This is a genomic window from Pseudomonas sp. NMS19W, assembly GCF_051554255.1.
Lineage (GTDB): Bacteria > Pseudomonadota > Gammaproteobacteria > Pseudomonadales > Pseudomonadaceae > Aquipseudomonas > Aquipseudomonas kribbensis.
This window is the reverse complement of record NZ_CP136718.1, coordinates 1,220,200-1,233,134: the sequence shown is the minus strand read 5'-3', so window position 1 is coordinate 1,233,134 and position 12,935 is coordinate 1,220,200. Positions and strand designations below refer to the sequence as shown.

Here is a 12,935-nt window from a genome sequence, read left to right as displayed (position 1 = left end):
CTCGCGTTGAAGGATGCCGACGGTGCGCAATTGCATCGCATTCTAATAGCGCCGACAATATCTGTTAACTGGATTATTAAGATAAGGGTTATCGGTTATATCGATATGCGATTTACTCTTCGTCAACTGCAAGTCTTCGTCGCTGTCGCCCAGCAGGAGAGCGTGTCCCGGGCTGCGGGTCTGCTCAACCTGTCGCAATCGGCCGCCAGCACTTCCATCACCGAACTGGAGCGTCAATCCAGCTGCCAGCTGTTCGATCGTGCCGGCAAACGCCTGAGCCTCAACGCCCTCGGCAAACAATTGTTGCCGCAAGCGGTGGCTATGCTCGATCAGGCCAAGGAAATCGAGGACCTGCTCAACGGCAAATCCGGTTTCGGTTCGCTGTCGGTGGGCGCGACCCTGACCATCGGCAATTACCTGGCCACCCTGCTGATCGGCGGCTTCATGCAACGGCATCCGGAAAGCCAGGTGAAGCTGCACGTGCAGAACACTGCCAATATCGTGCAACAAGTGGCGCATTACGAAATTGATCTGGGTCTAATCGAAGGCGATTGCAGCCACCCGGACATCGAAGTGCAGAGCTGGGTCGAGGACGAACTGGTGGTGTTCTGCGCCCCGCAGCATCCACTGGCCAAACGCGGCAGCGCGACCATGGAGGAACTGACCCATGAAGCGTGGATTTTACGGGAACAGGGTTCGGGTACGCGTCTGACGTTCGATCAGGCCATGCGTCACCATCGCAGTGCGCTGAATATTCGTCTGGAGCTGGAACACACGGAAGCGATCAAGCGCGCCGTGGAATCTGGTCTGGGGATTGGCTGCATCTCGCGTCTGGCGCTGCGTGATGCGTTCCGGCGCGGCAGTCTGGTGCCGGTGGAGACGCCGGATCTGGATCTGGCGCGGCAGTTCTATTTCATCTGGCATAAACAGAAGTACCAGACCTCCGCCATGCGCGAGTTTCTCGATCTGTGCCGCGCCTTCACCGCCGGGGTCCAGCGCAGCGACGAGATCGTCCTGCCGACAATCGCTTAAAGCAGAATCACCGCCCACACCAGGGCAATCATGCTCAGTGCCACGAATTGCGCGGCGCTGCCCATGTCCTTGGCGTTCTTGGACAGCGGGTGCAGTTCCAGGGAAATGCGGTCGATGGCCGCCTCCACCGCAGAGTTCAGCAACTCGACGATCAGCGCCAGCAGGCACACGGCAATCAGCAACGCCTGCTCGACACGGCTGACATTCAGGAAGAACGTCAGTGGAATCAGCACCACGTTAAGCAGCACCAGCTGACGGAATGCCGCTTCGCCGGTGAAGGCTGCGCGCAGGCCGTCCAGCGAGTAACCGGAAGCGTTGAGGATGCGTTTCAGGCCCGTCTGGCCCTTGAAAGGTGACATAAAGTAAACAACCGACCAAAAAGAAGTGGGGAAGCTAGTTCAACGAAAGTCAAAAAAGCGTGAAGACGCCAGCCTTTACTGGCTTGGAATTGACTCAAGTTGTTGCAAGAGTAAAGCCGCCTGGGTGCGAGTCCGCACGTTCAGCTTGCGAAAGATCGCCGTGACGTGGGCCTTGATGGTCGCTTCCGACACACTCAACTCATAGGCAATCTGCTTGTTGAGCAGGCCTTCACAGACCATGGTCAACACCCGGAACTGCTGGGGCGTAAGGCTCGCAAGACCATCGCTGGCGGCTTTGGCCTCGTCGGATACGCTGACGGCTTCGAACGCCTGGGGCGGCCAGAACACGTCGCCGTCCAGCACTTTGCGCACTGCTTCCTGAATCACGCTCAAGTCGCTCGACTTGGGAATGAAACCGCTGGCACCGAACTCCCGCGACTTGACCATCACCGAAGCTTCTTCCTGCGCCGAAACCATCACCACCGGAATCTGCGGATACTGTCCGCGCAACATCACCAGCCCGGAAAACCCGAAAGCGCCCGGCATGTTCAGGTCCAGCAGCACCAGATCCCAGTCGGCCTTCTCGGTCAGGCGCGTCTCCAGCTCGGCGATGCTCGCCACTTCCACCATTCGTACATCCGGACCAAGGCCCATCGTCACCGCTTGATGCAGTGCGCTACGAAAAAGAGGGTGATCATCGGCAATCAGGATGTCGTATGTGGCCATTTTTCAAATGATCCTGTTTTTGATGGCAGACCCGATGCATTCGGGGCTCACCAAGGCAAATCAAGATGCCGGCGCTTGTGCAGCGGCATCCACAGGGGCACGTTCAACGCCAATCACGGACAAAAACGGCGTTTCAAACCTTGGCCGCACCCCAATCGGCGCCAAGCATGCCCAGCGAAGCCGGGGTGGTCAAGCAACACGGCCACTGCTTTAGCAGTATGGGCCAGGATCAGGCCGGCACCGGCTGCGGGTTGGCTATAAAAGGCAGCAACTCGGCATGGGCCGGTGTCGACACATTCACCTCAAGCTGCTGCTTGGCGCCCAGGTAATGCTGGCTGAACACATCGAAATAGGCGTCCAGCGCCGAGGCGGCATCCGTATCGCCCGCCAGTTCCAGGCACAGCGCCGCGACTTCGGCGGTGCACAGATGCTCGCTGCGGGTCGAACGGCGCAGGCGATAACGCGACAGTTTGTCGGGCAGCAGACTGAGGATCGGCAGGCGATCGAAGTACGGGCTCTTGCGGAAGATCTTGCGCGCCTCGGTCCAGGTCGCGTCCAGCAGAATGAACAACGGACGCTTGCTGCTATCGAGATCCACGGTGTTGGTGACCCGCGAAGGCTCGACGTACTCGCCGGGAAACACCAGATACGGCTGCCATTGCGGGTCGTTCAGCAGCGCCAGCAGTTGCTCGTCGGGTTCGGTCCGCGACCAGATGAAGGCATGATTGTCCCACACGATGTCGGCGATCAGCCAACCGGTGTTGCTCGGCTTGAACACTTCCTTGCCGGTCATGATCAGGCAGACACCAGAGCGGGTTTCAACGGTCGGGCGCCAAGCGCACAGGCAATGACTGATGATGACCCGGCAGTCGCGGCAACGCTCGGAGCGGAAACCACGGGCCTGAATCGGCTTGATGCCCTCGTCCTCGCGCTGATCGCGCAGGCGGGCCACGGCGTTGGGGGCATGGTTCATTGCGGGCGACGCCGACTGACAGGAAAACTCGACACGAACAACTCTCGGCAAGGCAATAAAGGCCGGCAGTTTATCAGAGCAACGGGCACAAGCCTGTACCCTCCCGACCGGCTCCCCTATAATTCGCCGCCACTGAACGCACAGCCCCGGGGCTGGTCGAACCACCAGTCACTGAATCAGGAGAGTTTCATGCTGCGCCTTATCGTTCCTACCGCGGCCATTGCGCTGGCGTTGTCCTTCAGCGCACAGGCTGCGTCCCTGAAAGAGCAGAACCTGAACAAAGAGCTGCAAAACGTCGCCGCCCAAAGCAGCGTCGGTACACCACGGGCGATCAACGAAGACATCCTCGATCAGGGTTACACCGTTGAAGGCACCACGCTGATCAACCACCTGAGCGTCCAGGCAAGCCATGCCGACAAGATGCGCGCCGACCCCAAAGCCGTGTATTTCCAGCTGGGGGCTTCGGTCTGCAACAACCCGTCGTACCGCAAGCTGATGGCCAAGGGTGCCGTGATGCGTTACGACTTCAGCGAAGTGAAGACCAATCGGGCGATCGGTTCGGCCAGCTATCAGGAATCGGACTGCCCTAAAGCAGGCCCGGCGAAGAAGAAGTAATCAACGAGAATTGGCGCGCCGCTGTTCATCCTCGGCGCGCAGTTCGGCCAGCAAGGCCTGCAGATAGCGCGAACGTCGCTCCCCTCCCGAAAGACGTCGGCAGCACTCTTCTTCGAGACTGACATGATTGGTCTCGGCCGATGCCTTCAACATTCGATACAGCTGTGTATCGATCTCCAGAATGACTCTGGTCATGTGTCCCGCCTCCTTGCCACCCGCAAATCCTTGAATCGCGTGCACCTTGCGTACGCTCGCTGACGCAAAGTTGTCGTACGGCGCCTTTAACTTAGTAAATCAGAGCATTTTGCCGTCGGTGCGCCATCGGACGAGCGGTGAAAGCACTTCGCAAAACGACAATAAGCAGTTGCCAGGCAAGACTTTGTGGCGCAATGCTCAATGAGCGAGAAATGCTTTGAGGGTCTAGATTCAAAGTATTCCCGATCATTTATCAACGGCAGGAAAGGAGCTGCCGGACGTTTGTTTTTCTTGCAGCGCGGCACTGACGCCGCACGTCAGGGCCGAAGGCTCTGTGCAGAAGGAGAAGTTGCATGCCTTACCAACCGAATGACCTGCTCAGCCGTCATTTTCAGGAAAGCGGCCACGACCTCACCGGCAAGGTCGAAGAACAACTCAACCTGGTTTCCCCCAACAGCCCGAACATTCCCATCTACCGCGACATGATCCTGACCGTGCTGCGCATGGCCCAGGAAGATCACAACCGCTGGAACGCCAAGATCACCCTGCAAGCCCTGCGAGAACTGGAGCAGGCGTTTCGCACGCTCGAACAGTTCAAGGGCCGGCGCAAGGTTACGGTGTTCGGCTCGGCGCGCACGCCCGTCGAGCATCCGCTGTACGCCATGGCCCGTGATCTGGGCGCAGCCCTGGCCCGCTCAGACATGATGGTCATCACCGGTGCCGGTGGTGGAATTATGGCCGCCGCCCATGAAGGAGCCGGCCGCGACAACAGCTTGGGATTCAACATCACCCTGCCCTTCGAACAGCACGCCAACCCTACCGTGGACGGCACCGGAAACCTGCTGCCGTTCCACTTTTTCTTTACGCGCAAACTGTTCTTCGTCAAAGAGGCCGACGCACTGGTGCTGTGCCCCGGCGGTTTCGGCACGCTGGACGAAGCGCTGGAAGTACTGACCCTGATCCAGACCGGCAAAAGCCCGCTGGTGCCGGTGGTTCTGCTGGACGCGCCGGGCGGCACGTTCTGGCAAGGGGCGCTGGATTTCATCCGCCAGCAACTGGAGGACAATCGTTACATCCTGCCAACCGACCTGAAACTGATGCGCCTGGTCTACAGCGTTGAAGAGGCGGTGGAACAGATCAATCAGTTCTATGGCAACTTCCACTCCAGCCGCTGGCTCAAACGGCAGTTCGTGATTCGCATGAACCACAGGCTCAGCGACCGGGCCCTGGACCACATGCAGGAGGCCTTCGCCGATCTGTGCCTGAGCGACCGGTTCCATCAACACGCCTATAACGGTGAGGAGCACGACGAGGCGCAATTCAGCCATCTGGCACGACTGTCCTTCGCCTTCAACGCCCGGGACCATGGACGCCTGCGGGAACTGGTGGACTTCATCAACCTGCCGGAAAACTGGGCCCAATCCAGACCACAAACGGCGCAACCCTCCCGCGAACCGTCGAAGGTAATCTGAAGGCAAAAAAAAGCGGCCCGCTATCGAAATAGCGGGCCGCTTTTTTATTTTTTGATTGAAGCTGGAACCGATTTAATCGTCCATCCCTCTGCCGCTGAACAAGCGGTTGATCATCTCCATCGAGAACCCCCTATACGCCAGAAACCGGCCTTGCCTGGCTCGTTCCTTGGCGTCGCCGGGAAGCTGTCCGGAGAATTTCCGTTGCCAGGTGTCTGTGAGCTGCTCTTGCCAGTTGATACCGCTCTCACGCAAGGCGAGTTCGATATCGGCACGCTGCAGGCCCCGCTGGCTCAGTTCTTCACGAATCCGTAACGGGCCATAACCTGAACGGGCGCGGTAAGAAACAAAGCTTTCCAGATAACGGGCTTCGGAAAGCAGCCCTTCTTCCGTCAATCGGTCGAGAGCTGTTTCGATCATTTCGGGTGGAGCGCCGCGCTGACGCAGTTTACGCGTCAGCTCGACTCGACCGTGCTCGCGACGTGCGAGCAGGTCCATTGCGGTTCGCCGCACCGCGACGAGGGTATCGAGTACGGCGGTTGTCATCGGTGCAATCAGATATCAGCGTCAGCCAGGTCGTCTTCGGTCTCTGTGACCGCAGAAGCCTTGGAGTCAGCGATCACGGCTGGCGACAGCAGCTTGTCACGCAGTTGTTTCTCGAGCTTCGCCGCGACTTCCGGGTTGTCTGCCAGGAACTTGGCCGAGTTGGCCTTGCCCTGACCGATCTTGGTGCCTTCGTAGGCATACCAGGCGCCGGACTTCTCGACGAAACCGTGCAGCACGCCCAGGTCGATCATCTCGCCGTTCAGGTAGATACCCTTGCCGTAGAGAATCTGGAACTCGGCCTGACGGAACGGCGAAGCCACCTTGTTTTTCACAACCTTGACGCGGGTTTCGCTGCCGACCACTTCGTCGCCTTCCTTCACCGCGCCGGTACGGCGGATGTCGAGACGAACCGAAGCGTAGAACTTCAGCGCGTTACCACCGGTAGTGGTTTCCGGGCTGCCGAACATCACGCCGATCTTCATGCGGATCTGGTTGATGAAGATCACCAGGCAGTTGGCGTTCTTGATGTTACCGGTGATCTTACGCAGCGCCTGGGACATCAGACGGGCTTGCAGGCCCACGTGCATGTCACCCATTTCGCCTTCGATTTCAGCCTTCGGCACCAGTGCCGCCACGGAGTCGACGATGATCACGTCAACGGCGTTGGAGCGCACCAGCATGTCGGTGATTTCCAGGGCCTGTTCGCCGGTGTCCGGCTGGGAAACCAGCAGGTCGTCGACGTTGACGCCCAGCTTGCCGGCGTACTCAGGGTCGAGGGCGTGTTCGGCGTCGACGAATGCGCAGGTCGCGCCGGCCTTCTGGGCCTGGGCGATCACGGACAGCGTCAGTGTGGTTTTACCGGAAGATTCAGGACCGTAGATTTCAACAATACGGCCTTTTGGCAGGCCGCCGATGCCGAGCGCGATGTCCAGCCCCAGAGAGCCGGTGGAAATGGCCGGGATCGCCTGACGGTCCTGATCGCCCATACGCATTACGGCACCCTTGCCGAATTGACGTTCGATCTGACCCAGGGCCGCAGCCAAGGCTTTCTTCTTGTTGTCGTCCATTAAAGTCCTCACGTAATCAATAAGGCCTGACGGCCAACACCTGTATAAGTAGCCAGTATTATTCCACAGCGTTCACGGATCGCCTACCCCTGATTTTCGATTTCTCGTGCCGCTAGTCGCAGCAGGCCCTCTAGCGCGGCCTTCACCGTTTGTCGGCGGACGTCGTCGCGGTTGCCGGGGAAGTGCTGCACCTCGCTGGAAACCGCGTCGCCGACACCCCAGGCCAGCCATACCGTGCCCACCGGCTTGTTCGGCGAGCCGCCGTCCGGCCCGGCGATACCGCTGACCGCCACGGCAAATCGCGCACGGCTGTGTTTCTGCGCACCGCGCACCATCGCCTCGACCACCTCGCGACTGACTGCGCCCACCGTCCCGAACAGTTCGGCGGGCACATTCAGTTGCTGGGTTTTCTGGCGGTTGGAGTAGGTCACATAACCGGCCTCGAACCAGGCGGAGCTCCCCGGGATCCGGGTAATCGCTTCAGCGATGCCGCCGCCGGTGCAGGACTCGGCCGTGGTGACGTGGGCATTGAGCAACTGCAGGCGTCGGCCAAGTTCGGCCGCCAGTTGGGTGAGGTCTTTCACGGCACTCTCCGGATCGGGTGGAATGCCTACCACCGTACACGAGCCGGTTGCGCTTTCAATACACAGACTCATTCAAAATGTGCAGGCGCCAGTGCTCTGATATAGGCCTGACAGGCCTGCAGGGCAATCAGTCCTCGATCGCCTTCACCGGTGATGGCGACAATTCGTTGAGCATGCGCCGAGTCAAGTCGGGCGCGTACGGTTGCATGATCCACGCCGCCGGTGCCGGAGGCGGCTGGCACGCCGCAGCCTTGGGCAGCGTCGCCTGCGTCGATGAGGACTGACAGGCGCAGATCAGCAGTGGCAAGGCGATCGCGCAGGCGATCCTGATCACGTTGGGCATCGCTGAGTGCTCGATAGTGGGTTTGTTCACTGGCCGCGAGCCGTTGCTCCAGGGCCAGACGCTTGTCCTGCTCGGCCTGTTGCGCCGTGGCAGCAGCCTGAGTCAGTTGGTTGAGGGTTTCGGCATGCTGTCGGGCCTGCTCGGCCAGTTGGCGGCCGTAGCGCCAGTCCTGGAATTGCCAGGCCAGTGCGGCAGCCCCCAGGACCAGCAATACAACACCAATTACACGCCAGGAGATGGACATAACACCGCCCTCGCCCGCGCCCAGATGTCCAGGCGATCCTGCAAGCCGTTCAACCCGCCGTTGATTCGACGGGTGATGGTGTTGAACTGATCGCGGTCCGCCAGTTCGTTCAAACCGTTCTGCTCCCAGAACCACGCGGCGGACTCCGCCGCCCACTGCGGTTGCTCGAGCAATTCGGGCAACGACAACAGACGCTCATCGCCAAACAGCCCGAGACTGCACTGGCGATAGTTGGTGCGCCCGGTGATCTGGATCAGACCGCGACCGCGATACTTCTGCCCGTCACCATCGGCTTCCGGCGTATTGCCCAGGCGCAGGGCCAGCGTGCCGGTGTCGTACTTGCTCAGATACTGGTTGTCGCCCAGTTCGCGCACGTAGCGCAGTTGCCCGGACTCATGACCGACCTGAGCGAGAAACGCAGCGACGCGCTTGGGCGTATCGATGCGATGACGCGCCATGGCGTCGTTGAGCGGTGAAACAAAAACGCCCGCTTGGGTGCGGGCGTTGGGCATGATGTTGCTGAGGTTGTTTTCAGTGATTTGCATAATGCTTGATCCTCCCTGGATTGCGCCGATTGAATCACGGCTGGCGACCGAATCCGGTCAGCCATTTCTTTGCCAGGGTTTTCAGGGCGCCATCAGGGGCAATGTCTTCTTGCGACGAAAACACCCAGCCGAGGTTGCCAAAGTTCGCCGACCAGTCTATTTGTGGTGCTGGAGTGACCTCGGTGATATCGACCCAGAGCAGATCCGGGTGAAACATCTCGACCATGTTTCCGTCGGTCGAGAACAGTTCGACTACCGTGTCGTTAACGATGCGTGCGTAGGTTTTCATCAGGCGTACTCGTAAATGATCACGACACCGGGAGCGCCGGCTGAACCGGATCGTCCCGGCTGGTTCGGGGCATTGGCAACTCCGCCGCCGCCAGCACCGTAACCGGTTCCGACGCTCGTCGGGCCGCCGAAACTGTTGCCCGTTCCTCCTGCGCCCAGCGGCGAGCTGGCACCATGTCCAGCGAGCGTAGGGCCTGCAACCGAGATGCCCGGCGCACCGGACGTGCCGGCACAGTTGACGATGTTCCCTCCGGAAGCGACGGCGCCTGGTGTACCGCCGAAATACAGGCCATTACCCCCGGTGAAACCAGATCGATCCAGGGCGACGCACCACCTCCCGGAGCACTGACCAGCGAGCCGAAGGAACTTGTCCCGCCGCTTGCTCCACTGCTCGCAATGGCACCTGCCGCTCCAGAGATCCCTACGGTGATCACTTGGCTGATGCCGATCGTTTTCGCATCCAGCCATGCCTCGGCATAACTTCCAGAAGCGCCGCCACCGGAAACACCATACTGAGTGGAAGTCGCCGGACTGACGCCCGCGCTTCCACCGCCACCGCCAACGACCTTGACCAGCACATTTTTCATTCCCGCCGTCGGTACATAGACACCGGATGCAGTGAAGGTTTTTACATTCAACAAGCGGCCACTGGTTGCGTTGCCACCGCTGGCATACACCAGCAACCAGCTGTCTCGCGCCGCGCTGTACACCACCGAACACACGCTGCCACCGACAATCTCCGCAGGTCGCAACGCACTCAACGCCAGACTCAATAGCGGTTTGGGCAGAAGACCATTCGGCGCAAAAGTGCTCGCCCCGGTATTGGCATTGCCTGCCGTGAAGCGCAGCGTCAGCCCGTCCTTCAACGCGCTGATGGCCGGCACGTAATTGGCCATGTAAAGGTTGGCAGCGCCAATATCCGCTGCGTGTTTATCTTCACCGCTCTGGCTGATTCTCTTGATCGCCAGCAACAACTGCGTCACATCGTTTTCGCTGGGTTCGAGTCCGGCAGACTTGACGACATTCAGCAGCTCATCGGTGATGCCATTGCCCCAGGTCGCGGGGATCAGCGATCCCGGCAACCCGCCGACAACGTCTTCATTGACGAACTTGCCGTTCACCAGTCCGATGCCGGGAACGCTTTTCGGATAATCCATTTCAGTTTTCCTGGTCCATTAGAGTGCCGTTGCCAACCAGCGCGGCGCCACCGGACGATGCTCGCTGAACGGGAAAAACGAAGCCTGTGGCCAGTCCCGCAGCGCGCGCCGAAACGCTTGCAGCTCGGCATATTGCTCGGTGGTCAGCGTGGTGCCGCCGCCGTCCTCCAGTTCATCGCGGTCGCGGGCCACCAGGCCATCGGTGGCTGCCAGTTGTGTGGTGCGCCAGCGGCGTTCGATATCAGCGGCTTCGTCTGCTGTCGGCGGTGGTGGATCAACCAGGATCGGAAAACCGTTATCGGCCCGCACGCCAATCACCTTCGCGGTGACCGCCAACTCTTGCAGGAGCGAAGTCCAATAGGCCTGAGGAATTTCGATGACATCGTCGGGAATGTCCGACGAGTTGATACCCGGTACATAGGCGCCCCGGGTACTGGCGCTGAACAACACGTTGAAGGGGTTCATTCAATAGCCCTTTGCAAAATAGCTCACGGAACAATTGGCGGCGAGGCTGCCGGCCGCGTCACGGATTCTCAGCGTGCAGCCTTGTTGGTTGACTGCAATCAACGCGAGCATCGCTGCATCACCTCCGGCGTGAGTGGCCACGAGCGAAAAGAATCCCCTGGGGAACGAGATCGGAAACGTCACCACGACATTCCCGCCGGCATTCGACATACCTGAGCCCCACTGATCGATATTCCCACTGAGGTGCTTTTGATAACCGGGATTGGCCACCAGGCCGGAAAACAGTGGGGCATATTTCAGACTGGCCGTACCGTGTACCGTCCAGATACCGTTCTCTTTGACAACGTTGGCACTCTCGCCGCTGTTCATCACAATCGAACTCAGATACGCGCCTTGCGGGCTTATTTGCGTACTGCCCAAGCAGGCAATGGTGATCGCTGCGTTGCTGCGACAGTGAAAGCCGATCGTCGCGCCGTTGGGCACACTGAGGATGTCCGGCAACGTCACGGTGTATGACGAATTACCACCCAGGCCGATTGAACATCCGACATCCGCAGCCGTCAGTTGCGTGGCCGCAGACACACCGCGCGCCCCGGCATAGTTGCCAAGTGCACGTTGGACAAATTCGGACGTTGCCGCCGATCGACTGACATCGAATGGCGCAGCCGTCTGGAACAGTTGAGAACCGCGAAGAGCACCCAGCAATTGAGTATTTGACGCCTCACTCGGTGTAAGGCCTCCGGCACGCACAACACCCAGAATTTCCTGCGTGACACCGTTGCCCCAACTGGCCGGGATCAACGATCCCGGCTTGCCCGTAATCAGGTCTTCATCGACAAACCGACCGTTGACCAGGCCGGCACTGGGAACACTATTGGGATAGTCCAAGGCTTATCTCCTTATCTGAAAACATGGGTAGCGTGACGGCTTCAGCCAATCGGGCCGGCCAGCCACTGCGGCGCTGATGGCCGAGAAACGGATGACGGGAATGCGCCGCAATCGGGCCAGTCGCGCAAGGCCTGGCGGTACTCGAGCAGCTCCAGGTATTGCTGGGCCTTGAGCGTTGTCCCACGCCCCAGCTCCTGCTCATCGCGATGGCGGGTGACCCGCCATTCGGTGGCTGCGAGAGCCGACTGACGCCAGGTGCGCCCTGCTGCCAGAGGCTCGTTGTCCTCGACCATGGGGGTCTTGTCGACAACGGGACTTTGCGGTTCGTACGCAGGCTCGATAGCGGGAGCTATCTCATCCATCGACGCGCCGATTTCGACGTTCACGCCATCGGGCACCTGCACCATCGCCGCAACGAACGCCGGCGCAAACAGTTGCTCGATCGCGTAGTCACCGGTGTCGATCACTTCGACCGCGACACCGTTTTCAATGCGTGCATAACGAGCCATTACTCGTACTCCCAGATTTCACAGAAGGCATTGCCACCGGCACCGCTGACTACGGATGCAGAAGCGTTGGTCGAGCATGAACCGCTTCCCCCCGAGCCGCGGACACCGGCAATGCCAGTGCCATTGACGCCCATCAGGGGAGCACCACCATCAAACGGGCTCGGCCCCCCGCCCCCGCAGAGCACACCCCAATTGGCGTTGTACATCGCATAGGTGCCGGGGATACCCCGAGCGCTGCAGAGATTGCCGCCCGTAACGACCTGCCCACCCGCGCCACCCTGTACAAAACCGGAAGCCGTTGCGGACGTCAGGACTGTAATCGTCTGCCCGCCCATTCCCCCCGAAACACTCAAATAAGAACCGAAAGACGCACCGCCACCCGCCTGACCAATCGCGTTACGTGCGGCACCGCCAGCGCCCAAAGTGACCGGAACACCGGCCAGCATTTCCGGCGTGACGTCATACAGGCTCTCTCCGTAAGCACCGGCTCCGCCACCGCCGCCAATCCCTTGATAAGTAGCCGGGATCGGCGCACATCCGCCCCCCGAACCACCTGCGCCCACCAACCGAACACGAATCCGTTTGGCTCTCGGGTTCGGCTTGTAAACCGTGATCCCGACCGTTTCGATCTGCCTGACTGCCAGCAGTCGCCCGACCGCATCGGTGATGCCGTAACCGGCCAGCGTGGTCGGGGTGTTCTTCAGTTTGGTGAAGTCGACCAGCGCACCGATGGCCGTGGCCAACTGGTTGGTTTTGCTCTCGTCCGGCGTCAGTCCGGCAGCCTTGATGGCGTTGAGAATTTCTTGCGTGACACTGTTGCCCCAGGCGGCGGGGATCAACGAACCGGGCGTGCCGGTAACGGGGTTTTCATCGATAAAACCACCGTCGACCAGGCCGACGCCGGGGATGCTTTTCGGATAGTCCATTGCA

The 12,935-nt window shown here is 60.1% G+C and carries 18 protein-coding genes; 3 read left to right on the top strand and 15 right to left on the bottom strand.

Annotated features, from left to right (window positions below):
* Positions 1 to 105 precede the first annotated feature (105 nt).
* Positions 106 to 1,032: a LysR family transcriptional regulator gene (locus tag R1A29_RS05520; protein WP_085712905.1), complete on the top strand. Its 927-nt coding sequence runs from the start codon at positions 106 to 108 to the stop codon at positions 1,030 to 1,032.
* On the opposite strand, the gene R1A29_RS05515 is transcribed toward R1A29_RS05520, so the two are convergent.
* From R1A29_RS05515 to R1A29_RS05505, 3 genes are all read right to left on the bottom strand, one after another.
* On the bottom strand, positions 1,029 to 1,391 hold the full coding sequence (locus R1A29_RS05515; RefSeq protein WP_003222276.1) for a diacylglycerol kinase: 363 nt from the start codon (positions 1,389 to 1,391) through the stop codon (positions 1,029 to 1,031). The genes R1A29_RS05520 and R1A29_RS05515 overlap by 4 nt on opposite strands.
* A gap of 75 nt (positions 1,392 to 1,466) precedes the next feature.
* Positions 1,467 to 2,117 (bottom strand): response regulator transcription factor ErdR, encoded by a 651-nt coding sequence (gene erdR / locus R1A29_RS05510; RefSeq protein WP_007954938.1) that lies wholly within the window; start codon positions 2,115 to 2,117, stop codon positions 1,467 to 1,469.
* Positions 2,118 to 2,346: 229 nt separating this feature from the next.
* The gene (locus R1A29_RS05505) at positions 2,347 to 3,090 is read right to left on the bottom strand and encodes a tRNA-uridine aminocarboxypropyltransferase (protein WP_438300868.1); all 744 of its coding nucleotides are present in this window, start codon (positions 3,088 to 3,090) and stop codon (positions 2,347 to 2,349) included.
* 189 nt (positions 3,091 to 3,279) lie between these two features.
* Between R1A29_RS05505 and R1A29_RS05500 the strand changes: the two genes are divergently transcribed.
* Positions 3,280 to 3,705, top strand: a complete 426-nt coding sequence (locus tag R1A29_RS05500; RefSeq protein ID WP_119427211.1) for a PA3611 family quorum-sensing-regulated virulence factor — start codon at positions 3,280 to 3,282, stop codon at positions 3,703 to 3,705.
* Here R1A29_RS05500 and R1A29_RS05495 read toward each other — a convergent pair whose 3' ends face one another.
* Positions 3,706 to 3,900 carry a hypothetical protein gene (locus R1A29_RS05495; RefSeq protein ID WP_085712901.1) on the bottom strand — a complete coding sequence of 65 codons (195 nt, stop codon included), beginning with the start codon at positions 3,898 to 3,900 and terminating at the stop codon, positions 3,706 to 3,708.
* Positions 3,901 to 4,253: 353 nt separating this feature from the next.
* Here R1A29_RS05495 and R1A29_RS05490 point away from each other — a divergent pair, with 353 nt between their 5' ends.
* A complete protein-coding gene (locus tag R1A29_RS05490) occupies positions 4,254 to 5,372 on the top strand; it encodes a TIGR00730 family Rossman fold protein (protein WP_438300866.1) in 1,119 nt (372 codons plus the stop codon).
* A gap of 72 nt (positions 5,373 to 5,444) precedes the next feature.
* Here R1A29_RS05490 and recX read toward each other — a convergent pair whose 3' ends face one another.
* The 11 genes from recX to R1A29_RS05435 all read right to left on the bottom strand — a co-directional run bounded on the left by recX (position 5,445) and on the right by R1A29_RS05435 (position 12,931).
* Complete coding sequence (gene recX / locus R1A29_RS05485; protein ID WP_039771298.1) at positions 5,445 to 5,915, bottom strand: recombination regulator RecX; 471 nt, start codon at positions 5,913 to 5,915, stop codon at positions 5,445 to 5,447.
* 8 nt (positions 5,916 to 5,923) lie between these two features.
* On the bottom strand, positions 5,924 to 6,982 hold the full coding sequence (gene recA / locus R1A29_RS05480; RefSeq protein ID WP_085712898.1) for a recombinase RecA: 1,059 nt from the start codon (positions 6,980 to 6,982) through the stop codon (positions 5,924 to 5,926).
* An 83-nt stretch (positions 6,983 to 7,065) separates the two neighbouring features.
* The gene (locus R1A29_RS05475; protein ID WP_134825690.1) at positions 7,066 to 7,566 is read right to left on the bottom strand and encodes a CinA family protein; all 501 of its coding nucleotides are present in this window, start codon (positions 7,564 to 7,566) and stop codon (positions 7,066 to 7,068) included.
* A 68-nt stretch (positions 7,567 to 7,634) separates the two neighbouring features.
* Positions 7,635 to 8,153 carry a lysis system i-spanin subunit Rz gene (locus R1A29_RS05470; RefSeq protein WP_438300865.1) on the bottom strand — a complete coding sequence of 173 codons (519 nt, stop codon included), beginning with the start codon at positions 8,151 to 8,153 and terminating at the stop codon, positions 7,635 to 7,637.
* On the bottom strand, positions 8,132 to 8,698 hold the full coding sequence (locus tag R1A29_RS05465; protein WP_438300864.1) for a glycoside hydrolase family 19 protein: 567 nt from the start codon (positions 8,696 to 8,698) through the stop codon (positions 8,132 to 8,134). The genes R1A29_RS05470 and R1A29_RS05465 overlap by 22 nt, the downstream gene beginning before the upstream one ends.
* A 34-nt stretch (positions 8,699 to 8,732) precedes the next feature.
* Positions 8,733 to 8,987: a hypothetical protein gene (locus R1A29_RS05460; RefSeq protein WP_438300863.1), complete on the bottom strand. Its 255-nt coding sequence runs from the start codon at positions 8,985 to 8,987 to the stop codon at positions 8,733 to 8,735.
* Between the two features lie 19 nt (positions 8,988 to 9,006).
* The gene (locus tag R1A29_RS05455) at positions 9,007 to 10,143 is read right to left on the bottom strand and encodes a hypothetical protein (protein ID WP_438300862.1); all 1,137 of its coding nucleotides are present in this window, start codon (positions 10,141 to 10,143) and stop codon (positions 9,007 to 9,009) included.
* An 18-nt stretch (positions 10,144 to 10,161) separates the two neighbouring features.
* Complete coding sequence (locus R1A29_RS05450; protein WP_438300861.1) at positions 10,162 to 10,608, bottom strand: hypothetical protein; 447 nt, start codon at positions 10,606 to 10,608, stop codon at positions 10,162 to 10,164.
* Complete coding sequence (locus R1A29_RS05445; protein WP_438300860.1) at positions 10,609 to 11,496, bottom strand: gp53-like domain-containing protein; 888 nt, start codon at positions 11,494 to 11,496, stop codon at positions 10,609 to 10,611. It abuts the gene before it with no gap.
* A 41-nt stretch (positions 11,497 to 11,537) separates the two neighbouring features.
* The gene (locus tag R1A29_RS05440) at positions 11,538 to 12,005 is read right to left on the bottom strand and encodes a phage tail assembly chaperone (protein ID WP_438300859.1); all 468 of its coding nucleotides are present in this window, start codon (positions 12,003 to 12,005) and stop codon (positions 11,538 to 11,540) included.
* Positions 12,005 to 12,931, bottom strand: coding sequence for a hypothetical protein (locus R1A29_RS05435; RefSeq protein ID WP_438300858.1), 927 nt, complete (start codon positions 12,929 to 12,931; stop codon positions 12,005 to 12,007). Before R1A29_RS05435 ends, R1A29_RS05440 begins: the two co-directional genes overlap by 1 nt.
* Positions 12,932 to 12,935 lie beyond the last annotated feature (4 nt).